20 protein-coding genes are annotated in these 23,031 nt (G+C 47.9%); 15 read left to right on the forward strand and 5 right to left on the reverse strand.

Going from position 1 to position 23,031, the window contains the following annotated elements; all coding sequences use genetic code 11:
- Window positions 1-3: 3 nt before the first annotated feature.
- A complete protein-coding gene (locus tag KDN34_RS06435; RefSeq protein WP_407695785.1) occupies window positions 4-1,065 on the reverse strand; it encodes an efflux RND transporter periplasmic adaptor subunit in 1,062 nt (353 codons plus the stop codon).
- 271 nt (window positions 1,066-1,336) lie between these two features.
- Window positions 1,337-2,626, reverse strand: coding sequence for a citrate synthase (locus KDN34_RS06440; RefSeq protein ID WP_212596069.1), 1,290 nt, complete (start codon window positions 2,624-2,626; stop codon window positions 1,337-1,339).
- A gap of 408 nt (window positions 2,627-3,034) precedes the next feature.
- Here KDN34_RS06440 and sdhC point away from each other — a divergent pair, with 408 nt between their 5' ends.
- The 8 genes from sdhC to sucD all read left to right on the forward strand — a co-directional run bounded on the left by sdhC (window position 3,035) and on the right by sucD (window position 12,615).
- Window positions 3,035-3,430, forward strand: coding sequence for a succinate dehydrogenase cytochrome b556 subunit (gene sdhC, locus KDN34_RS06445; RefSeq protein ID WP_212596070.1), 396 nt, complete (start codon window positions 3,035-3,037; stop codon window positions 3,428-3,430).
- Entirely contained in the window at window positions 3,424-3,771 is a 348-nt protein-coding gene (gene sdhD / locus KDN34_RS06450) for a succinate dehydrogenase, hydrophobic membrane anchor protein (protein WP_212596071.1), read from the forward strand. Before sdhC ends, sdhD begins: the two co-directional genes overlap by 7 nt.
- Window positions 3,772-5,541, forward strand: coding sequence for a succinate dehydrogenase flavoprotein subunit (gene sdhA, locus KDN34_RS06455; RefSeq protein ID WP_212596072.1), 1,770 nt, complete (start codon window positions 3,772-3,774; stop codon window positions 5,539-5,541). It abuts the gene before it with no gap.
- A 12-nt stretch (window positions 5,542-5,553) separates the two neighbouring features.
- The gene (locus tag KDN34_RS06460; RefSeq protein WP_212596073.1) at window positions 5,554-6,261 is read left to right on the forward strand and encodes a succinate dehydrogenase iron-sulfur subunit; all 708 of its coding nucleotides are present in this window, start codon (window positions 5,554-5,556) and stop codon (window positions 6,259-6,261) included.
- A gap of 188 nt (window positions 6,262-6,449) precedes the next feature.
- The gene (gene sucA / locus KDN34_RS06465; protein WP_212596074.1) at window positions 6,450-9,272 is read left to right on the forward strand and encodes a 2-oxoglutarate dehydrogenase E1 component; all 2,823 of its coding nucleotides are present in this window, start codon (window positions 6,450-6,452) and stop codon (window positions 9,270-9,272) included.
- A 27-nt stretch (window positions 9,273-9,299) separates the two neighbouring features.
- On the forward strand, window positions 9,300-10,496 hold the full coding sequence (gene odhB / locus KDN34_RS06470; protein WP_212596075.1) for a 2-oxoglutarate dehydrogenase complex dihydrolipoyllysine-residue succinyltransferase: 1,197 nt from the start codon (window positions 9,300-9,302) through the stop codon (window positions 10,494-10,496).
- 80 nt (window positions 10,497-10,576) lie between these two features.
- A complete protein-coding gene (gene sucC / locus KDN34_RS06475) occupies window positions 10,577-11,743 on the forward strand; it encodes an ADP-forming succinate--CoA ligase subunit beta (protein WP_212596076.1) in 1,167 nt (388 codons plus the stop codon).
- Window positions 11,743-12,615: a succinate--CoA ligase subunit alpha gene (sucD, locus tag KDN34_RS06480; RefSeq protein ID WP_212596077.1), complete on the forward strand. Its 873-nt coding sequence runs from the start codon at window positions 11,743-11,745 to the stop codon at window positions 12,613-12,615. The genes sucC and sucD overlap by 1 nt, the downstream gene beginning before the upstream one ends.
- Window positions 12,616-12,714: 99 nt before the next feature.
- Here the strand turns inward: sucD and fur are convergent, their stop codons facing one another.
- Window positions 12,715-13,146 carry a ferric iron uptake transcriptional regulator gene (fur, locus tag KDN34_RS06485; protein ID WP_212596078.1) on the reverse strand — a complete coding sequence of 144 codons (432 nt, stop codon included), beginning with the start codon at window positions 13,144-13,146 and terminating at the stop codon, window positions 12,715-12,717.
- A gap of 248 nt (window positions 13,147-13,394) precedes the next feature.
- Between fur and cobB the strand changes: the two genes are divergently transcribed.
- From cobB to KDN34_RS17440, 3 genes are all read left to right on the forward strand, one after another.
- Window positions 13,395-14,117, forward strand: a complete 723-nt coding sequence (gene cobB / locus KDN34_RS06490; protein ID WP_212596079.1) for a Sir2 family NAD+-dependent deacetylase — start codon at window positions 13,395-13,397, stop codon at window positions 14,115-14,117.
- Window positions 14,118-14,456: 339 nt separating this feature from the next.
- Window positions 14,457-15,746: an RNA-guided endonuclease InsQ/TnpB family protein gene (locus KDN34_RS06495; protein ID WP_212596080.1), complete on the forward strand. Its 1,290-nt coding sequence runs from the start codon at window positions 14,457-14,459 to the stop codon at window positions 15,744-15,746.
- 6 nt (window positions 15,747-15,752) lie between these two features.
- Window positions 15,753-16,919: a transposase gene (locus KDN34_RS17440; protein WP_228730474.1), complete on the forward strand. Its 1,167-nt coding sequence runs from the start codon at window positions 15,753-15,755 to the stop codon at window positions 16,917-16,919.
- A 66-nt stretch (window positions 16,920-16,985) separates the two neighbouring features.
- On the opposite strand, the gene bioA is transcribed toward KDN34_RS17440, so the two are convergent.
- Entirely contained in the window at window positions 16,986-18,308 is a 1,323-nt protein-coding gene (bioA, locus tag KDN34_RS06505) for an adenosylmethionine--8-amino-7-oxononanoate transaminase (protein WP_212596081.1), read from the reverse strand.
- Between the two features lie 134 nt (window positions 18,309-18,442).
- Between bioA and bioB the strand changes: the two genes are divergently transcribed.
- The 4 genes from bioB to bioD are packed head-to-tail and all read left to right on the forward strand — an operon-like array spanning window position 18,443 to window position 22,089.
- Window positions 18,443-19,507, forward strand: a complete 1,065-nt coding sequence (gene bioB / locus KDN34_RS06510) for a biotin synthase BioB (RefSeq protein ID WP_212596082.1) — start codon at window positions 18,443-18,445, stop codon at window positions 19,505-19,507.
- A 14-nt stretch (window positions 19,508-19,521) separates the two neighbouring features.
- Window positions 19,522-20,652, forward strand: a complete 1,131-nt coding sequence (locus KDN34_RS06515; RefSeq protein WP_212596083.1) for an aminotransferase class I/II-fold pyridoxal phosphate-dependent enzyme — start codon at window positions 19,522-19,524, stop codon at window positions 20,650-20,652.
- The gene (locus KDN34_RS06520; protein ID WP_212596084.1) at window positions 20,642-21,373 is read left to right on the forward strand and encodes a methyltransferase domain-containing protein; all 732 of its coding nucleotides are present in this window, start codon (window positions 20,642-20,644) and stop codon (window positions 21,371-21,373) included. The genes KDN34_RS06515 and KDN34_RS06520 overlap by 11 nt, the downstream gene beginning before the upstream one ends.
- 32 nt (window positions 21,374-21,405) lie before the next feature.
- Window positions 21,406-22,089 carry a dethiobiotin synthase gene (gene bioD / locus KDN34_RS06525; RefSeq protein WP_212596550.1) on the forward strand — a complete coding sequence of 228 codons (684 nt, stop codon included), beginning with the start codon at window positions 21,406-21,408 and terminating at the stop codon, window positions 22,087-22,089.
- 53 nt (window positions 22,090-22,142) lie between these two features.
- Here bioD and pepE read toward each other — a convergent pair whose 3' ends face one another.
- Window positions 22,143-22,862, reverse strand: a complete 720-nt coding sequence (gene pepE, locus KDN34_RS06530) for a dipeptidase PepE (protein ID WP_212596085.1) — start codon at window positions 22,860-22,862, stop codon at window positions 22,143-22,145.
- Window positions 22,863-23,031: the final 169 nt, after the last annotated feature.

Here is a 23,031-nt window from a genome sequence, read left to right on the forward strand (position 1 = left end):
TAGTTATTTGGCAGCAGTCAGGCTTAATGGTGACAACACTTCGACAACTGACTGATCTTTCAGATTGTGTTGGCCTCTTACTACCACTTGTTCGCCTGGCTTGATACCGCTAGTCACTTCGACTTTATCGTCCTGGCGGTAGCCAAGTCTTACTTCACGGCGCTGTGCTTTACCATCTTGGATCACGTAAAGTGCCTGGGTATCGTCCTGATTGACCACCGCATTGTAGGGGACAACGGGGACATTGTTATGGGTGTCATATTTCAGCTGCACACGGGTGAACATGCCAGCTTTCATCCGGTTTTCTTGGTTAGGGATCGACAAGGTTACTTTGAAAGTACCACTGTTGCTGTCAATGACAGGACTTATCCGCAGCACTGAGGCGGCAACATGATCTGTCTTGTTGCTGTAGACTTGAGCTTCTTGACCCAGTTTGAGACTCGCAAGTTGCTGTTCTGGCAGATGCATGATGCCATATAGTTCATCTTGCTTAACGACGTAAAACAGCTTGTCAAACTCCTTGGCCATATTGCCTTCTTTGACAAAGCGACTTGCAATGATGCCATCGATAGGCGAGCGGATTTCACTTTCTTGCACCTGCAGTTTAGCTAGGTCCCTTTGGGCAATGGCCGATTGCAGGCTGTATTCCAATTTAGAAACACTATCGGCGCTGATGAATTCGGGATTTTTCATCTTTCGATAGCGTTCCAGCTCCTGAGACAGGATTTTTACTTCTGCTTCTGAATGTTCCAGTTCATAGCGTTGTTTTCGGGCGTCGATCTGCGCCAGAACTTGGCCTTTACTTATCCGATCACCTTCTTCCACATAGATATGTTCGATAACCCCAGCGATCCGGGTAGCAACATTGGCCTCTTCGGGGGCTTCGAGTGTGGCCGTTGTGCTGTAATAGGACGACACCTGTCCTTGAGCGACGGTAGCGATTTCAACTGGAATAGCAAACGGCTCGTCTTTTTTGGCTTGTTGTTCTTCGCCACAGCCACTAAGCATTAGCCCCACAACGCTAGCAACTGCAATACGATTAATAAAGGTGGATGTCAGTTTCATTTGAAGATCCTTATCATTCAGATTACAGCCATAAAAGCAAAACTGGTGCCATGATTAATAGTTATTATTAATCAATATGTTATAAGTATTTTTGATTGGATTGGTTGAATTTAACCAGAGAATGTAGCAAAAGCGTTTACTAGTTGGTGAAATTGACCAATCCAAGTGAGCAAATCGTTAAATGCGACTTACAAGGGGGTTAGATAGGGCGGATGGCAGATAAGTTGGAATGACTAATTAAAAAGGCGCCGAGGCGCCTTTTTTAGAGAAATCAAGAACGTTGATCTCGAGGGATGAAATCGCGTTGTTCGTGTCCTGTATACAACTGGCGTGGACGACTGATCTTATGTCCAGGTTGATCCAGCATCTCTTTCCAATGTGACACCCAACCTACGGTACGCGCTAAGGCGAAAATTACCGTAAACATGCTCGTTGGAATACCGATGGCCTTCATGATGATGCCAGAGTAGAAGTCTACGTTCGGATACAGTTTCTTGGAGATAAAGTACTCATCTTCAAGGGCAATACGTTCGAGCTCCATCGCAACGTCCAATAAAGGATCGTCGATCTTAAGTTCGCTCAACACTTCATGACAGGTTTCGCGCATCACTTTCGCACGAGGGTCAAAGTTTTTGTATACACGATGACCAAAGCCCATTAGACGGAACGGATCGTTCTTATCTTTGGCTTTTTCGATGAACTCAGGGATACGGTCAACTGAACCAATCTCTTCTAGCATCTTCAAGCATGCTTCATTGGCTCCGCCGTGAGCTGGGCCCCACAAGGACGCAATACCAGCGGCGATACAGGCGAAAGGGTTCGCGCCAGATGAACCGGCAAGACGCACGGTAGAAGTTGAGGCATTCTGTTCGTGGTCAGCGTGCAGGATAAATATGCGGTCCATCGCGCGCTCAACAATCGGATTCACCTTATATTCTTCACAAGGGACACCGAACATCATCTGCAGGAAGTTTCCTGCATAACTGAGGCTGTTACGCGGATACTGGAATGGCTGACCAACGGAATACTTGTAACACATCGCAGCAATTGTCGGCAGCTTTGCAATCAACCGATAGGCGGCAACTTCGCGGTGTCTTTCATCCGTAACGTCCAATGAATCTTGATAGAACGCAGACAGCGCTCCAGTAACACCACACAACATTGCCATCGGATGAGCATCACGTCTAAAACCACGGAAGAAAGCAGTCAGCTGCTCATGCACCATAGTGTGCATACTGACAGTCTTGCTAAAATCCTGGTATTGCTTTTTAGTCGGTAATTCTCCGTACAGCAGCAGATAACACAGATCCAGATAGTTGGATTCTACTGCTAATTGGTCAATAGGATATCCTCGATGCAGCAGAATACCTTTTTCACCATCTATATAGGTAATTGCTGATTCACATGAGGCGGTGGCAAGAAATCCTGGGTCGAAAGTAAAGTATCCTTTGCTGCCCAGTTTACTGATGTCGATCACATCGAAACCAGCCGTTCCCTGTTTTACTGGCAGTTCTATTGAGTCGTTCCCTGGAAGTTCCAATTTGGCTACTAATTCAGCCATACCCCAATCTCCTTAACTTCAATTATGTGAGTGCGGCGTATCAAACGGCAATTACTTTACAAGTAATCTAGATCACATTTCAATTTAAATAAGCGTTTAAATCCGTTAGACATTGGTATAGGTAAGACCAATTTCCCTGTTAACTCTATAGCTTACGGTAAAAACAGCCAAAAAAAATAAAATTTCAAGAATGTGATGTTTGTATTTGACTTTTGCCCCGCGTATACTTGCTGCGGTTCTTGGGGGCTATGAACAGAACGCTTTTACCTATCGCTGTATAATACATAAATATGATTTAGGTCAATTAGTTACCTGTTTATAATACGCAGACCATTTGCCAATGTAAAAATGTGACTTGCGTCACAAACTAATTTTCATCAAAATTGGTTCATATAACAAAAATGCTCAATGGAGCTGAGTGAGCAGAACGTGAAAAAGCAAAGACCTGTCCATCTAGATCTGCAGACCATTCGCTTTCCGGCGACTGCAATCGCATCCATCCTCCACCGTGTCTCTGGTGTCATCATGTTATTTGCTGTCGGTATTCTGTTGTGGCTATTAAATGCCTCATTACAGTCCGCCGAGAGCTTTAACCATGTGCAAACCATGCTCGATAGCTTCTTTGTAAAGTTTATCCTGTGGGGCATCCTTACTGTACTTGGCTATCACCTGTTGGGCGGTCTTCGCCACCTGGTGATGGATACCGGTCGCTGGGAAGAACTAGCATCTGGTAAAGCCTCTGCTAAGGCAGTGTTTATACTGGCAATTATATTTTCAGTGTTGGCGGGAGTATGGGTATGGTAACCAACGCAGCAAGTTTTGGGCGCAGTGGTGTCCATGATTTTATTATGTTGCGAGCAAGTGCAGTTATATTGGCATCCTATGCCGTATTCCTTGTCGCATTTGCCGCAGTAAGTTCTCCTCTCACCTATGATGTTTGGCATGGTTTGTTTGCTGCTATGCCAATGAAAGTGTTCACTTTGCTAGCCTTGATTGCGCTGCTGATCCACGCTTGGATTGGTGTCTGGCAGGTGCTCACTGACTACGTCAAGAACATTTCGCTGCGTGGGGTATTGCAGTTCGTATTTGTGGTGACTGCCTTTGTTTACCTGGCAGCCGGCATACTGATTGTCTGGGGGGTTTAAGTGGCTATTCCAGTTCGTGAATTTGATGCAGTTGTTATCGGTGCCGGTGGTGCTGGTATGCGTGCTGCGCTACAGATTTCTAAAGAAGGCAAGAGCTGTGCGCTTTTGTCTAAAGTATTTCCAACTCGTTCTCATACCGTATCGGCTCAAGGGGGCATTACAGTAGCGCTGGGTAACGCCCACGAGGACAACTGGCAATACCATATGTACGACACTGTGAAAGGTTCAGACTTTATCGGTGATCAGGATGCAATCGAGTATATGTGCCAGACTGGTCCTGAAGCGATTATTGAGCTGGAACATATGGGGCTGCCTTTTTCTCGTTTCGATAACGGTAAAATCTATCAACGTCCCTTTGGTGGTCAATCCAGGAATTTTGGTGGTGAACAAGCCGCTCGTACGGCTGCAGCTGCAGACCGTACCGGACACGCATTATTGCACTGCCTGTACCAGCAGAACGTAAAAAACAAAACTCAGGTGTTTTCTGAATGGTATGCACTGGATCTGGTAAAAAATGAAGACGGTGCCATTGTCGGTTGCACTGCGATGGAAATCGAAACCGGCGATATCGTGTACTTCAAGGCCAAGGCAACGGTTTTGGCTACCGGTGGTGCAGGTCGTATTTTTGCGTCGACTACGAATGCCCACATTAATACGGGTGATGGCGTCGGTATGGCTTCCCGCGCAGGCGTGCAGCTGCAGGACATGGAAATGTGGCAGTTCCATCCTACAGGGATTGCTGGCGCTGGTGTGCTGGTAACTGAAGGGTGCCGTGGTGAAGGTGGTTACCTGCTGAACAAGGATGGCGAACGTTTTATGGAACGTTATGCGCCCAATGCGAAAGACCTTGCTTCTCGTGACGTTGTTGCTCGCGCGATGATGACTGAAATTCGTGAAGGTCGTGGCTGTGTCGACGGTGATATCGGTCCACATCTGAAGCTAAAACTTGATCATCTGGGTAAAGAAACTCTTGAGGCCCGTTTGCCTGGCGTATGCGAATTGTCCCGTACTTTTGCTCATATCGATCCGGCTGATGGTCCAATTCCAGTAATTCCAACCTGTCACTATATGATGGGTGGCTTGCCAACCCGTGTTACCGGTCAGGTTATCCATCGTAATGAAGATGGTACTGAACAGGATGTAAAAGGTTTGTTTGCTGTCGGCGAAATTGCCTGTGTATCTGTGCATGGTGCCAACCGTTTAGGTGGTAACTCCCTGTTAGACTTAGTTGTTTTCGGTCGTGCTGCAGGCCATCATCTCGGCGAAGTGCTGAAAGATGGTGAAAGCCCTAAAGCCGCTACTGAAGAAGAGATCAATAAGTCGCTCGAACGTCTGAATCGCTGGGAAAGCAATAAAGACGGCGAAGACCCGTTCAAAATCCGTAAAGATTTGCAGATGTGTATGCAGATGCACTTCTCCGTATTCCGCACCGGTGAAGCCATGGCGGAAGGTCTGGAGGAGCTGCAGCAGATCCGTCAGCGTCTGGCAAATGCCAAGCTGTCTGACAACTCCAAAGAATTCAACACCCAGCGTATTGAATGTCTGGAACTCGATAACTTGATGGCGACTGCAATCGCATCGGCTTATGCGGCAAATTACCGTACTGAAAGCCGTGGGGCTCACAGCCGTGAGGATTATCCTGAGCGTGATGATGCTAACTGGCTATGTCACAGTCTGTTTGATCCGGTCAGCGAGACCATGAATCGTCGTCCAGTCAACATGGCACCGAAGTTCCGTGAAGCGTTTCCACCGAAGAAACGTACCTACTAAGGAGTTGTACAGATGAAATTGGATATCGCAGTTTATCGTTACAATCCTGATGTAGATACTAAGCCCTACATGCAGGATTACAGCTTGGAAATACCAGACGGCTCTGACCTGATGGTACTGGACGTGCTGTTGAAGCTCAAAGAGCAGGATCCATCGTTAGCTTTTCGCCGCTCATGTCGTGAAGGGGTTTGTGGCTCTGACGGCATGAATATGAACGGTAAAAACGGTCTGGCCTGTATCACTCACGTATCTTCCTTTAAAGGTAGCAAGCTGGAAATCCGGCCATTACCGGGTATGCCAGTAGTGCGTGATCTCGTGGTCGACCTGACTCAGTTCTACAAACAGTATGAAAAGATTAAACCTTACCTGATCAATGATGGTAAGCAACCAGTACGTGAGCATTTGCAATCTCCTGAAGAACGCGCACATTTGGATGGGTTGTACGAGTGTATTATGTGTGCTTGTTGTTCTACTGCATGTCCGTCATTCTGGTGGAATCCCGATAAGTTCGTTGGTCCTAGCGGTTTGCTACACGCATATCGTTTCCTGATCGACAGTCGTGATACTGCAACTGAAGAACGACTGGCGGATTTAGATGACGCATATAGCGTATTCCGTTGTCACGGGATCATGAACTGTGTTGATGTATGTCCAAAAGGGTTGAATCCAACCAAAGCTATTGGACATATCAAGTCCATGTTGTTGAAACGGGCGGTATAAATGCAAGAAGACAGCCAATCATCCATAATGGTATAGGCTCGTCTAGAGTCACTTCTTCCTAGCGGAGAGGTGGCTCTATTTTGTATGTAAAGGACAACAACTTGCCGCGCAATACGGAGATTTCTCTGGCGGTCTTTATCTGATGAACATCAGGCAATGCACCTATAGCAAGATTTAAAGGAACAGAAATGCACCAAGGCATCATGAAAGCTTGGCTCGAATCCTCCCACTTGAATGGGGCGAACTCGACCTATGTAGAAGAGATGTATGAAGCCTATCAAGAAGACCCAGAGTCAGTCTCCGCAGACTGGCGTGCGGTTTTTGATAACCTCCCTCCCGTCAATGGTGCGTCATCCGATGTACCGGAAGCAGCCCACTCCAAGATCCGTGACTATTTCCGTTCTCTCGCTACGGAAGGGCGCCATAAAGGTGCCGCTAGAGTGTCCGATCCCGAAGTGGATGCTAAGCAGGTTAAGGTTCTGCAGCTCATTAACGCCTATCGTTTCCGTGGTCACCAAAATGCTAACCTCGACCCATTGGAGTTGTGGAAGCGTGATAAGGTTGCGGAATTGGATCCGGCCTTCCACGGTTTAACCGCCGAGGATATGCAGCGTGAATTCAACACCGGGTCATTTGACCATGGTGGCGAAACCATGAAACTGGCAGATTTGCTGAATTCGTTGAAGGCAACCTACTGTGGTTCCATCGGCGCAGAATACATGCATATCACCGATACCGAAGAGAAACGTTGGATCCAGCATCGTCTTGAACCAACACTTGGTAAGGCCAGTTACGACCAAAAAGTAAAACACCGTATTCTTGAAGGGCTGAATGCTGCCGAGGGTATGGAAAAATATCTCGGGGCAAAATTCCCCGGAGCTAAGCGTTTCTCACTGGAAGGTGGTGACACGCTGGTACCTATGCTGCGTGAGATTATTTATCGCGCCGGTGATGCAGGTACGAAAGAGATTGTTATCGGTATGGCTCACCGTGGCCGACTGAACGTGCTGGTCAACATTCTCGGTAAACGTCCTGCAGAATTGTTTGACGAATTTGCTGGAAAACACCATGACAATTTAGGTTCTGGTGACGTGAAATACCATCAGGGCTTCTCATCTGATTTCGAAACTCCCGGTGGCAATGTCCATCTGGCGTTGGCGTTTAACCCTTCACATCTGGAAATTGTTAATCCGGTCGTCATGGGTTCTGTACGGGCGCGTCAGGATCGCCGTGGTTGTACCGATGGTTTGCAGGTGATGCCAATCACTATTCATGGTGATTCAGCTATTACCGGTCAGGGCATCGTCCAAGAAACTTTCAACATGTCCCAAACTCGGGCATATAAAGTTGGTGGTTCCATCCGGATTGTGGTGAATAACCAGGTGGGCTTTACTACCTCTAATCACCAGGACGTGCGTTCTACCGAATATTCTACTGATATCGCCAAGATGGTGCAGGCACCAATTTTCCACGTCAATGCAGATGATCCAGAAGCGGTTGCCTTCATTGCACAGTTGGCAGTCGATTTCCGTAATACCTTTAAACGTGACATTTTAATCGATCTGGTTTGTTACCGTCGTCATGGTCACAACGAAGCGGATGAACCAAGTGCCACTCAGCCGCTGATGTATAGCAAGATTAAAAAGCATCCCACCACACGTAAGATCTATGCCGATAATCTGATCAACCAGCAAAGTATTTCAGCTGAAGAAGTCACTGCGATGGTCAACGATTATCGCGATGCCTTGGATAAAGGCGACTGTGTAGTTAAAGAGTGGCGGCCAATGACGCTGCACACTGTGGACTGGACTCCTTACTTGAATCGTGAGTGGGATGAAGTCTACGATGCCACCGTACCTCTGGAACATTTAAAAGAGCTGGCAAGTAAAATCAGTGATGTGCCAGAAGGCTTTAAACTGCAGTCGCGGGTCGAGAAAATCTATTCTGATCGTAAGTCCATGGCTGCCGGTGAGAAATTACTGGACTGGGGGGCTGCTGAGACTCTGGCTTATGCAACAATTCTTGAATTGCGTAAACGGGTAAGGATCAGTGGTCAAGACTCCGGCCGTGGTACTTTCTTCCATCGCCATTCCGTACTGCATAATCAGAATGACGGCACTACCTATCTGCCGTTGCGTAATGTTGCTGACAAGCAGGGCCCATTTGATATCAATGACTCCGTATTATCAGAAGCGTCCGTGCTGGCATTTGAATACGGTTACGCCACTGCTGAGCCGGAAGGTTTGGGTATTTGGGAAGCACAGTTTGGTGACTTTGCTAACTGTGCGCAGGTCGTGATTGACCAGTTCCTGTCTTCTGGTGAACAGAAGTGGGGCCGTTTGTGTGGTCTCACCATGTTGTTGCCTCACGGTTATGAAGGTCAGGGGCCTGAACATTCCAGTGCGCGTCTGGAGCGTTTCCTGCAGTTATGCGCTAACCACAACATGCAAGTGTGTGTACCTTCAACGCCAGCGCAGGTCTACCACATGCTAAGGCGTCAGGTTGTACGTCCTATGCGTCGTCCGTTAGTGGTGATGTCACCTAAATCGTTGTTACGTCATCCGCTGGCAGTTTCGTCATTAGAGGAACTGGCCGAAGGGACTTTCCAGAACGTCATTGCTGAAGTTGACAGTTTGGACCCAACTAAGGTTGACCGTGTAGTTTTCTGTAGCGGTAAAGTCTACTACGAACTGCTGGAACGCCGCCGTAAAGAGAATATTGATAACGTTGCCATTATTCGTATTGAACAGCTGTATCCGTTCCCGCATGAAGAACTGGCAAAAGTGCTGGCCGATTACCAGCATGTGAAAGATTTTGTTTGGTGTCAGGAAGAACCTCAGAACCAAGGCGCTTGGTATTGCAGCCAGCATCATTTCTGGACCGCAATCCCTAAAGGTGCACAGCTGAGTTATGCTGGCCGTGAAGCTTCGGCAGCGCCAGCTTGTGGTTATCCTGAGTTGCATACGCACCAGCAAGAATCTTTGATTATCAGCGCATTAAATCTGAAGTAATAAATTTTTTAAAAAGGAAAGCGTTCCATGAGTATCGAAATCAAGGTACCAGTTCTGCCAGAATCCGTAGCCGATGCGACTATTGCCACCTGGCATGTGAAGCCCGGTGAGGCGGTGACCCGTGATCAGAATCTGGTGGACATCGAAACCGACAAAGTTGTACTGGAAGTGGTTGCGCCGGAAGACGGTTGCATCAGTGAATTTTTGGCTCAGGAAGGTGAAACCGTACTGGCTGAACAAGTGATCGCCAAATTTGAACCCGGTGCCGTTGTTGGTCAAGAAGTGACTAAAGCCCAGGCCGAAGCCAGCGCACCAAAAGCTGAAGCGGTTGCTGCTGAAGAAAGCAACGATGCACTGAGTCCCTCTGTACGCCGGTTGGTTGCTGAACATAACGTAGACCCTAGCAAAGTTAAAGGTACCGGTGTCGGCGGCCGTATCACTAAAGAAGACGTAGAAGCCTATGTGAAATCTGCTGGAAAGGCTGCCCCTGCAGCGGCCCCCGCACCAGTAGAGCTGGCTGGCGATCGTAGTGAGAAACGTGTGCCCATGACTCGTCTGCGCAAGACCATTGCTACTCGTCTGCTGGAAGCAAAAAACTCTACCGCGATGTTGACCACATTTAACGAAGTCAACATGAAGCCAATCATGGATATTCGTAAGAAATATCAAGACGTATTTGAGAAAAAGCACGGTATCCGTCTTGGCTTTATGTCGTTCTATGTAAAAGCGGTAACTGAAGCACTGAAACGTTATCCAGAAGTGAATGCGTCCATTGACGGTGACGATTTGGTGTATCACAACTATTTCGATGTCAGCATTGCGGTATCTACCCCACGTGGTCTGGTAACGCCAGTACTGCGTGATACCGATACCTTGACTCTGGCTGATATGGAAAAAGCCATCCGCGATCTCGCTATCAAAGGCCGCGACGGTAAGTTGACCGTTGACGATATGATGGGCGGTAACTTTACCATCACTAACGGCGGTGTATTCGGCTCCCTGATGTCTACACCAATCCTGAATTTGCCACAGAGCGCAATTCTGGGTATGCACGCGATTAAAGATCGTCCGATGGCTGTAAATGGTCAGGTGGAAATCCTGCCCATGATGTACCTGGCTCTTTCCTATGACCACCGTATCGTTGATGGTCGTGAGTCAGTTGGTTTCCTAGTGACCGTCAAGGATTTACTGGAAGACCCAACCCGTCTGCTGCTTGACCTGTAAGGGGGACTACAGGCAGTGATCTCGTAGCTGGCCCGTTCGCGGGCCAGTTGGACTGAAACGTTGTAAACGGATAAATCATCATGAATTTGCATGAGTATCAGGCAAAAGCCTTATTTGCTGAATATGGTTTACCAGTGTCTGAGGGCTTCGCTTGCGATACCCCTCAGGAAGCTGTGGAAGCAGCTGGACACATTGGTGGCGACAAATGGGTCGTAAAATGTCAGGTGCATGCCGGTGGCCGCGGTAAGGCTGGCGGTGTAAAGGTAACCGGAGATAAAGAAGAGATCCGCGCCTTTGCTGAAAAATGGCTAGGCAAGAATCTGGTTACTTATCAAACCGATGAAAAAGGACAGCCAGTTGCTAAAATTTTGGTAGAAAGCTGTACTGACATCGCTAATGAACTGTATCTGGGTGCTGTGGTTGACCGTGCTTCCCGTCGTGTAGTGTTTATGGCATCTACCGAAGGTGGCGTGGAAATTGAGAAAGTTGCTGAAGAAACGCCAGAGCTGATCCATAAAGCGGTAATTGATCCAATTACTGGCCCTCAGCCTTTTCAAGGTCGTGATCTGGCGTTCAAACTGGGGCTGAATGCTAATCAGGTAAAACAGTTCACCAAGATCTTTATGGGTCTGGCGACCATGTTCCTGGATTATGATTTTGCATTGCTGGAAATCAACCCACTGGTTATCACTACCGAAGGCAACCTGCATTGCCTGGACGGTAAGATCGGTGTTGATAGCAACGCGCTGTTCCGCCAGCCAAAAATCAAAGATATGCACGATCCTTCACAGGATGACCCACGCGAAGCTCATGCGGCTAAATTCGAACTGAACTACGTGGCACTCGACGGTAACGTCGGCTGTATGGTGAATGGTGCTGGTCTGGCAATGGGGACTATGGACATTGTCAATCTGCACGGCGGTAAACCAGCTAACTTCCTCGATGTTGGTGGCGGTGCAACTAAAGAACGTGTATCAGAAGCATTCAAGATCATTCTGTCAGACAGCAATGTGAAAGCCGTACTGGTTAATATCTTCGGCGGTATCGTGCGTTGTGACATGATCGCGGAAGGTATTATCGGTGCCGTGAAAGACGTTGGTGTTAACGTACCCGTTGTCGTGCGTCTTGAAGGTACCAACGCCGAATTGGGTGCCAAGGTGCTCGCTGAATCCGGTCTGGACATTATTGCTGCCAAGAGTCTGACCGACGCTGCTCAGCAAGTAGTTAAAGCTGTGGAGGGCAAATAATGTCAGTTTTAGTCAATAAAGATACCAAGGTTATCTGTCAGGGTTTCACTGGCGGTCAAGGCACTTTCCACTCTGAACAGGCATTGGCCTACGGTACTCAACTGGTTGGCGGTGTGTCACCTGGTAAAGGTGGTTCTACTCATCTGGGCCTGCCAGTATTTAATACCGTAAAAGATGCTGTTGCTGGCACTGGTGCAACTGCGTCGGTGATTTATGTTCCCGCCCCTTTCTGTAAAGATGCCATCCTTGAAGCCATCGATAGCGGTATTCAGCTGATTGTTTGTATCACCGAAGGTATTCCTACACTGGATATGCTGCAGGTTAAAGTGAAGTTGGAACAGACTGGTGTACGCATGATCGGTCCTAACTGCCCTGGTGTTATCACCCCCGGCGAATGCAAAATCGGCATCATGCCTGGTCATATCCACAAGCCTGGTAAAGTAGGTATTGTATCTCGTTCCGGTACTCTGACTTATGAAGCAGTAAAACAAACTACCGATGAAGGCTTTGGTCAATCTACCTGTGTAGGTATCGGTGGTGACCCAATTCCTGGCACTAACTTCATCGACGTGCTGGAAATGTTCCAGAACGATCCTCAGACTGAAGCCATTGTCATGATCGGTGAAATCGGTGGTACTGCAGAAGAAGAAGCTGCAGCATACATTAAAGCCAATGTGACTAAGCCCGTTGTGTCATACATTGCTGGGGTGACTGCTCCTGCGGGTAAGCGCATGGGACATGCTGGTGCCATTATTGCCGGTGGTAAAGGTACTGCAGCTGATAAGTTTGCTGCATTGGAAGCCGCTGGCGTGACGACTGTTCGCTCTCTGGCTGACATTGGTAAAGCGCTGCGTGAAAAGACTGGTTGGTAATATCCAATCGGCATTAAAAAAGGCACCGAAAGGTGCCTTTTTTGTAAGTTAAGCGAATCAGGCTCTGACCCACTTTACAGCATTCATCTGCTGAGATGATTACTCTTCGCCGTGATCGCATTTACCATCGGTACTGACACCGTAAAGATACAAGCTGTGGTTGGTCAGTTTAATATTATGTTTGCTGGCAATCTCTTTTTGACGGCGTTCTATCACTTCGTCAGTAAATTCCATCACTTTACCGCATGTCAGACATACCAGATGATCATGATGCTCTTGGGTTGCCAGTTCGAAGACTGCTTTACCGCTTTCAAAATGGTGGCGTGTCACAATACCAGCATCATCAAACTGGTTTAGCACTCGATAAACCGTCGCCAGTCCTATCTCTTCACCCATGTCCAGCAATTTTTTATACAGATCTTCAGCACTGATGTGCTGATTTTCTGGACCCTGCATCAGTTCGAGGATCTTGACCCGAGGCAGGGTGACTTTCAATCCAGCTTTTTTTAGTGCCTGATTTCCATCTGTCATGGTTTATCTCTTCTTGCGGAACCCTTTGTTGAACTAGCGGTTCGGAATTGGATAGTAGATTTCATTATATGGGGCTTATTCAAAAACTTAAACCTTTGTTGGCGTTTTTGCGAGCATCTGTTACCCATTTATCGTTCCTTGTGGTAAAAGCTGGTTTTTACCATTAATTCTGGTGTGGTTATACCAAGGCACAATTGTTCCTGTATGGGGCAACATGCAAGATGACAAAAAAACAACAGGGGTAGGGGATGTACCATCACATTGTTGTACTTACTGGTGCCGGCATTTCTGCAGAGTCCGGCCTGAAGACTTTTCGCGATCAGGATGGCTTATGGGAGGAACATCGCATAGAGGATGTGGCAACACCAGAAGGTTACCAGCGAGATCCTGAATTAGTTGAGCAGTTTTACAATCATCGTTGGGAACAATTGAATGACGCCGCGGTAAAGCCAAATGCCGCACATGAAGCGTTAGCCAGACTTGAGCAGGAGTTTCCTGGTAAGTTGTTGCTGGTGACGCAGAACGTGGATAACTTACATGAACGTGCTGGTAACCGTAAATTGTTGCATATGCATGGCGAGCTGGGAAAAGGCCGTTGTCCCCGTTCGGGACAGATTTTTACCTTGGATGAACCGTTTGGCCCAGAGAATTGTTGTACATGCTGTATTCCTGCGCAACGTCTAAGGCCTCACATTGTCTGGTTCGGTGAAATCCCTATCAGTATGGATCGCATTCATGACGAGTTAGAGCTTTGCGATTTGTTCATTGCTATTGGAACATCGGGCACGGTTTATCCTGCTGCAGGCTTTGTCGATATTGCTAATCACCATGGTGCCTTAACGGCAGAAGTGAATATTACCGCTAAAGAACCTCACAGTTTGTTTCACCTGCATTATCAAGGAAAAGCCAGCGAAATAGTGCCGGGAGTTGTAGATAAGATCTTGAAAGGAAGTTTGTTTTCTAAGACCTAGTGGTTAGAAAAATAAACTGGTGACCGAGGTCGCCAGTTTATTCCGTCACGGATGTTAGCAATTGCGCCGTAAACCCTCGGCCAATGCGGGCGGGGATATAAGGCGCTTCTCAAGCAGTGAGAACGGCTTGAGAAAAATCCTTTCTTCGGTATGATATCTGTATATCTATCCAGTGTTGAGTTTATGTTAAGAGCAACGAAAGTACGCATTTACCAAGATGCGCGAAAAGCCTCTTACTTCAGGTGGAGGATGAATAGCGCTCTGATGGAACATCGGATGCTTGTGTTTTTGGATTAGTGGTGAAATACTGTATTTATGTACAGTATTATAGACTTTTAAATGAAAGACGTTCGGGTTATCAAAATCAACATTGGTGCGCCCACTGCCGCACAAACCCTGCTCCGATTGGAAGCAGGAGCTTTGTGGCGACGTCTTGTTAAACTCCACAAATACTGCCGTCGCAAACAATTGTCATGGCCTACACAAGGTCAGCTAGAAAAACACTTCAAAAACCGCTTCAGCCTCCATAGCCAAACGATACAAGCCCTCATTGGCAAGTTCATTGCCAACATCGACTCAACCCGAGCCAAACGTAAATCCGGTGACAAGAAGGCTCGCTATCCGTGGCGTGACAAGAAGAAATTCCAGGTGGTGATGTGGAAAGTCAGTGCCATTAAGCGCCAGGGCAATCGCTTAAGCCTCTCAAATGGTAAAACCGGCCAGAAACTACAGGTGAAACTGCCGACGAATCTGCCAATGGGAAAGATTGTGGCGGCCGAACTGGGATTCCGTGAGCTACGTATAACACTCAGCAACGAAGTAGTTGAACCATTATCAGCAGGGTTAAACGTGGTTGCTGGCGATATGGGCGTTATTCACACCACGGTCATGACCGATGGTGTGAAATCGCTTGGTATTGTTGGTCGGGGACTTCGGTCGCTGATACAAGGTAAAAATCGCAAACTGGCTATTTATTCAGAGTTGCTATCCAAAACCAAGAAAGGCTCACGGCGTAATCGCAAGTTGCGGATAGCCAAAGCCAGAATGTTGGCAAAATACCGCCAACGGGTGCATAACCTGCTGCACCACACGGCCAACCGGATGATTGATTTTTGCGTTGAGCGTGAAGCGGGAACACTGGTTGTTGGTGACATCACAGAGATGTCTTGCGGCGCGAGACAAAAGAAGAAAGGCTCTCGCCGTACCAATCAGATGAACAGCGGCAATCCACTGGGCCAACTCTACAACTACCTTGCGTACAAAGGTCGGCTTAAAGGCGTCACGCTGAAGATGCAGAATGAAGCTTTCAGTTCCCAATTTTGCCCTGTGTGCGGCAAATGCCACAAACCCACAGGTCGAACCTATTATTGCCGTCACTGCGGCTATATTGGGGTTCGAGACAATGTTGGTGCCACCAACCAACTGAACAAATATCACCATAATGGCAGAATGTTGGAAAATACCTTCATTCCGCCTGATGCGTTGAAGTATCTACGACCCGTCGCGTTGCGACAGAACGTAGTAGTCCGACTGACGGTCGGCACGTTGCTTAATACTACCCTCAATCCGGCGCTAACTGCTGATGCAGTAGAGGTTAATCCCTCGGTAGTGCTAGATTTTGTGGCCTAATTAAGAATCCCCTTCCTTCCCGACTTAAGTCGGCGCGAAGCGAGGTGGGGGAGTCGTCAACCAACATCAGAGCAAGCTGAGTTTTTAATCGCTCAGTTTGGTGCTGTGCGTTTTGCGTATAACAAAGCCCTGCATATTAAGTCTCACATGTACCGCAAGCATGGTGTATCTTTAAGCCCTAAAAAGGACTTAAAGCCATTGCTTGCTGCGGCGAAAAAATCACGAAAATATCAATGGCTCAAGCAGTTCGATTCCATTGCGTTGCAGCAATCGGTCATTAATCTGCATACCGCTTTCGACAATTTCTTTAACCCGAAGCTAAAAGCAAAATATCCGCAGTTCAAACGCAGACACGGCAAGCAATCAAGTTATCACTGTGTCGGTGTTAAAGTGTTGGATACCGCGATTAAGCTGCCAAAGATGCAGCCAGTAAAGGCAAATATCCACCGAGAGATTATCGGGCAAGTAAAGAGCATTACTGTCAGTCTAAGCAAAGTAGGCAAGTTCTACGCCTCTATTCTTGTTGATGATGGAATAGAAATGCCTAGCCTTATACATTCGGTGAGTAAGGTTACAGGTATCGATCTAGGCTTATCTCATTTTGCAATTCAATCCAATGGCAGAAAGACTGCGAAACCTCGATTTGTAAAACTTGCTGAACAGAATCTCAGACGCAAACAACGCCAGTTATCAAGAAAGGAAAAAGGCAGTGCAAACAGGGCTAAAGCCCGTTTGCTGGTTGCCAAGTGCCATGAAAAAGTAGCGAACGCTCGCGCTGATTTTCAACATAAACTCAGTCGAACCCTTGTTGACGAAAACCAAGCAATAATCGTAGAGACTCTGAAATCAGCCAATATGATGAAAAACCGCAAATTGGCAAAGCATATTGCTGATGCAAGCTGGAACAGTTTTATTAATAAGCTGGAATATAAGGCAAAGGAGCAAGGCAAGCACCTGATAAAAATAGATCAGTGGTATGCCAGCTCTAAAACTTGCCATTGCTGCGGTCATAAAATGGAAGAAATGCCATTATCAGTTCGTCAGTGGGATTGCCCTAACTGCGGAACACCGGATATAGATCGGGACTTAAATGCCGCTCTTAATATCCGTGATAAAGGGATTCTGGAATTAAAAGCGGCTGGACGGTCGTTTTTGCTTATGGAAGCTGCGTAAGTCTCGATACTATCGAGCAACGGCTAACGAAATAAGAAGCATCGCCCGATTAAGGGCGGTGAGTAGTCACCCATGGCTGAGTGTTTGCTGGTGGGAATGTTGCTGTATTTGCGGAAGTAATGTTGCAACTTCAATCATTGCCTGAGTCAGTTGACTAAGTTGCTCAGCTGCGATGATGTATGGTGGCATAATGTAGATAAACCGACTAAATGGACGCACCCACACCCCACGTTTAACAAACTCTGCTTGCAGCACGCCAGTATTCACGGTCTCATGCAGCTCAAGTACGCCCACCGCGCCTAAAACGCGAACATCTTTCACGGTGGGTAATGAATGCGCCGCAGCTAATTCCTGGCGCATCTGGGCCTCAATCGTCCTGACTTGCTGGTGCCATTTCCCAGACGCCATCAGTGACAGACTGGCGCGCGCCGCACTACAGGCGAGTGGGTTGGCCATAAATGTTGGACCATGCATAAAGACGCCTGCGGGCGATTGGTTAATACCCGCAGCGACTTCATCATTGCACACTGTAGCAGCCAAGCTGATGTAACCGCCGGTGAGGGCTTTGCCAACACACATAATGTCAGGGGAAATGCCCGCATGATCACAGGCAAATAGCGCTCCGGTACGACCAAATCCGGTGGCAATCTCATCCGCAATTAATAATACCTGGTACTTATTACACAGTTGTCGTGCCAGTTTAAGATAGTCAGCACTGTAAAACCACATCGCGCCAGCGCCCTGCATTACCGGTTCCAGGATAAGCGCGGCAATTTGCTGATGATGTTGTTCCAGCACTTGTTGTAAACCATCAATATCAGACTGGCATAACGGTTCACCAAAGCGGCTTTTAGGGGCCGGGGCAAATAATTGCGGTGTGACATTGTCACCAAACATGGTGTGCATGCCTTCCTCGGGGTCACATACACTCATTGCTGCAAACGTATCACCATGATAACCATGACGAATGGTGAGAATTTTTTGCTTTTTCGGAACGTTACGACCTTGCCAATATTGCAATGCCATTTTCAGCGCGACTTCCACCGCGATCGAGCCGGAATCGGCCAGGAACACTTTCGTCAATGACCGGGGCAATAATGCTAATAATTGCCGACTAAGTTCAATGGCACTCTCATGAGTGATACCGCCAAACATCACGTGACTCAGTCGTTGTAACTGCTGTTGCATGGCATCGACGATAACGGGATGCTGATAACCATGGATGCAAGCCCACCAGGAGCTGGTGCCATCAATCAACTGCTTGCCGTTTTCCTGAACCAACGTTGCGCCTGATGCCGAAGCAATACCAAACACCGGTGCTGGGTGAGACATGGAACTGTATGGGTGCCACAGATGTTGCCGATCAAATGCATAATCAATATTGTTCATATTATAACCAGATGTAAACCTGTTAAAATAAATGGCGTTGACTAACGTCGGCGCACGGGTATGCTAGCCAAATTTAGTAAGGCCTTCAAGTCGCCTTGGCTATTGGTATGAGTATTCAATAGGAACCCGTGTTTATGTCGCAGATGCAATTACGCCATGATTGGCAGCGTGAAGAAATCGAAGCACTTTTTGCTTTGCCAATGAATGATTTATTGTTTCAGGCACATACACTGCACCGGCAACATTTTAATCCAAATGAGATCCAGGTAAGTCGGCTGTTGTCTATCAAAACCGGCGCGTGTCCTGAGGACTGTAAATATTGTCCACAAAGTGCGCGTTATGACACCGGGCTGGAGCAGGAACGTCTGCTAGAACTGGAAAAGGTTGTCACTGAAGCTCGCAGTGCCAAAGCCGCGGGAGCTACACGTTTCTGTATGGGCGCCGCATGGCGCAATCCTAAACAGCGTGACATGCCATATCTGACACAAATCGTGAAAGAAGTAAAAGCGCTGGGATTGGAGACCTGCATGACACTGGGAATGCTAGATGCTCAGCAGGCGCAAGAACTGGCTGACGCCGGATTGGATTATTACAATCACAATCTCGATACATCGCCGGAATTTTATGGCGATATCATCACCACTCGCACCTACCAGGATCGATTAGACACGCTGGAACGTGTTCGCGCTGCTGGCATGAAAGTGTGTTCAGGCGGCATTGTCGGCATGGGTGAAACGGTCACCGATCGCGCCGGCTTGCTGCAGCAGTTGGCCAATATGCCAAAACATCCAGATTCTGTACCGATTAACATGCTGGTGAAAGTTACTGGTACGCCGTTGGCACAACAACAGGATCTGGACCCACTTGAGTTCGTCAGAACCATTGCCGTCGCACGCATCATGATGCCATTGTCACGAGTTCGGTTATCGGCTGGACGGGAAAAAATGACCGACGAACTGCAGGCAATGTGTTTCTTCGCTGGCGCTAATTCCATTTTTTACGGCTGTAAATTGTTAACAACTACTAATCCCGAGGAAAACGATGATATGAACCTCTTTCGTCGTCTTGGGGTAAAACCCGAGCAGGGACAAGCCGCGATGGTGGAAGATGAAGGCACAGAACTGAAACATGCGGTAAATCATGCCAAAGCGGTTGCAGATAAAGTCAGTGGCCAGTTCTATGATGCCGGAGCGCTGTAATTCTGGGTACTGCTATGACGCTGTTACAACGTATTGAAACTCGTAAGCAACAATTGCAAGACGCTGGTTTATGGCGTGACCGTCAAATGACCACGCCCATCGCGGGGTCTCCACGGTTATTAGTGCGCAATGGTAAGCCGCTGGTCGATTTTGCTGGGAATGACTATCTTGGTTTGGCCTCGCACCCACAGGTGATTGCAGCGCAAACCGCCGCATTAGCAACATATGGTGCAGGCAGTACTGCCTCACCGTTAGTCAGTGGCTATAGCGAGGCTCATGCGATGCTGGAGCAGCAACTCTGTGCGGCATCTGGTGCTGAGGCAGCGTTACTGCTCTCAAGTGGTTTTGCGGGTAATGCTGCGTTGCTGAAAACGCTGTTTGCCGCAGAAGATACTGTTGTTGCCGACAAATTGATCCATGCATCCATGATCGATGCGTTACGGGATCATCAAGTCACCCTTAAGCGCTTCCCTCACAATGATATCGACGCAGCAGAGCGACAACTGGCTAAAGCGCCAGGCAGCGCGTTAGTCACTGAATCAATTTTCAGCATGGACGGTGATGAAGCTCCGATGGGAGCGTTAGCTGAATTATGCCAACGTTATCAAAGTCCGCTCATCATAGACGATGCTCATGGCTTCTTATTAAGTGACTCTTTATCGGTTAAACCATTTGCTCGATTAGTGACCTTTGGAAAAGCTTTGGGGGGACAGGGCGCCGCCATTCTCGGCTCGCAGACCCTCATTGACTATTTGGTGGCTAATGCACGCGAGTATATCTATTCGACTGCGCTGGCTCCGGCCGCCTGTGCCGGAGTTTCTCAAGCATTGGCATTGGCGTTAGATGGTCACTTGCAGCAGCGGCTCAACGAAAATATCCAGTTATTTCATGACGAATGTCAACGCAGGAATATTACGCTGATGGCATCGCGCAGTGCCATTCAGCCGTTAGTACTGGGCGATAGTGCCAGAGTTATGCTGGTGGCCAACAAATTACAGCAACGTGGTTTTCTGGTCGGTGCTATTCGGCCTCCAACCGTGCCGCATGGCCAGGGGCGTTTGCGGCTGACGCTAAGCGCTGCCCATCAGCCACAGCAACTCATCGATCTGGCCAAGGCAATCGCGGAATGTTGTGATGAATGCTGAAATAATGCAAGTGGCGGCAAGGTTTTCCCGCGCGGCCTCTATCTACGGTGAACACGATACCGTGCAGCGCATGACTGCTCGTATGTTGTTGGATGGTATGGCTTGTCAGGGGGGGCATTGGTTAGATCTTGGCTGCGGACCCGGCACTGCATTTTCTTCATTTCAACCCGAGCGTGTTACAGCCTTAGATATCGCACCCGCGATGCTAAAACAGCTAAGGATTGATTTCCCAACCTATTCGCCAATATGTGCTGACGCTCAGAATTTACCATTTAAAAACAGAATGTTTGATGCAGTTTATTCTAATCTGGCTTTACAATGGTGCGAGGATCTTGGGGCTGTCGCGCGTGAACTTAAGCGGGTTTTGCGTACCGGCGCTAAAGCGCGATTGTCTCTGGTCGCAGGCAACAGTTTGCCGCAACTTTCTATGTTAGGTCTGTCGCGCAAAAAATTTGCTGTCGTTGGTGAAATATCACATCAGTTTAGTTCGGTGGATTGGCAGACTCTGCACGTTGAACAACAGGAATTAACTTGCTACTTCGATGATCTCAGAAGCTTACTGTATTCCTTAAAAGGCGTTGGCGCGTCGATGATAGCGACACATCGCGGATTGCGTGGTCGTCAACGCTGGCAACAATTACAACAAACGGCTGAATCACTGAGAATGGCGAGGGGAATACCGCTAACGTATAACATTGTATTGATCACCGCTTGCAACTGAATAAGGGCGGTATTTTTAGGGAAAACATCATGATTTTTTTTGTCACAGGTACTGATACCGACAGTGGCAAGACTCACGTAGCTGCGGCAATGCTGCATAAAGCACGCACTTCATACCGCATGAAAACCGTGGGTGTAAAACCTATCGCTTCCGGGTGCGAGCGCACCGCCGACGGTTTGCGTAATGCTGATGCGCGGATGCTCATCGCCGAGTCGACGCTGAAGCTGGACTACAACAAAATTAATCCCTTCACTTTTGAACCAGCCATTGCGCCGCATATTGCTGCTGCCGATATCGGGGTAGATTTAAGCCCGGAGGAAGTATTTGCGCAGCTAGATCTGACCCAGTATGCCATGGCGGATTTTTGTTTGGTGGAAGGTGCCGGTGGTTGGCGACTGCCCCTTGGTGATAACCGTTACCTGTCTGAAACCGTGGTAGCGTTGGCGATGCCAGTGATCATCGTCGTGGGAATGAAACTCGGCTGCTTGAATCACGCTGTGATGACGGAGGAATTGGTGCGCGCTGATGGCCTACAAGTCGCCGGTTGGGTGGCAAATCGGGCTCAGGCTGATATGGCAAGATTTGAAGAAAATTTGGCAAGCCTCAAACAAATGATGCAGTCACCGTGTCTCGGCGTTATACCGCATCTGACAGAGCCATCGGTTGAGGACATGGCGAGTTATTTAGACTTAACGCCATTAATGCAGCAGCGTTAATTGATCTCATTTAAAAAGCCATCGTATCAGGTGGCTCTTTAAATGCAGATTCATCAAATAGCAGAATGTAGCATATGTGACAGATCGCTGCCGATGGGTACCGGTATTTCCTGCTCCACACCACTGAATAAATACGCGTCTTTATCGCCTAGCAGCGATAGCTTATCGTCTTGTAGCCTTAATGCGGAACCTTCCTGAATTCCCAGTACCGGTGTTTGTGGATCAACACAAGTGAATTCCAGGATCCGTTGCGCTCTGGATTCGCCATTATGACCAGGTAAGGTCACATTGCTGTAATGTGGGTTGATTTGGAATGGTACCAATCCAAGCGCAGTAAATGACGGCGGTTCAATAATCGGCATGTCATTGGTGGTTCGAATGCTCAGCCCCGCGATATTTGAACCGGCACTCCAGCCAATGTACGGTTTACCCGCTGCAGTTTGTTCTCGGATAAGATGCAGCAAATCGTAACGATATAACTCATGCAGTAAATGGAAGGTGTTACCACCGCCCACCAGAATACCGTCAGCATCACGTATTGCCTGCTTAGGATCGCCATATTGGTGAATTGACGATATATCTAATTTTAGTGGAGCCAGCCCATTGACTACGGCTTCCAGATAGGTGTCATAAGTCATGCTGACACCCGCATAGGGGATAAAGATCCACTTGCGTGCAGATACAGTAAGCGGCTCAATATAACTTAGGGCGTGTGCTAGGTAGGGAGTGTTGCCAACTCTGGAACTACTCAGTAATAATGCATTAAATGCCATACAGTCGTCCTGACTGGTCAATTGATCTGTCCATCTTAGCAAAAAGCATTACACAGCAACAACGGCTTGCCGCTATCACTTCAGTGAATGCTCATGTTCTATTAAGTTTGGTTTAATCAGTGGTTTCTAGACTGCAGCCATTCTGCAATAAGGCCGCGGACTTACGCTT

The sequence above is a fragment of the Shewanella yunxiaonensis genome, from assembly GCF_018223345.1.
Taxonomy (GTDB): Bacteria; Pseudomonadota; Gammaproteobacteria; order Enterobacterales; family Shewanellaceae; genus Shewanella; species Shewanella yunxiaonensis.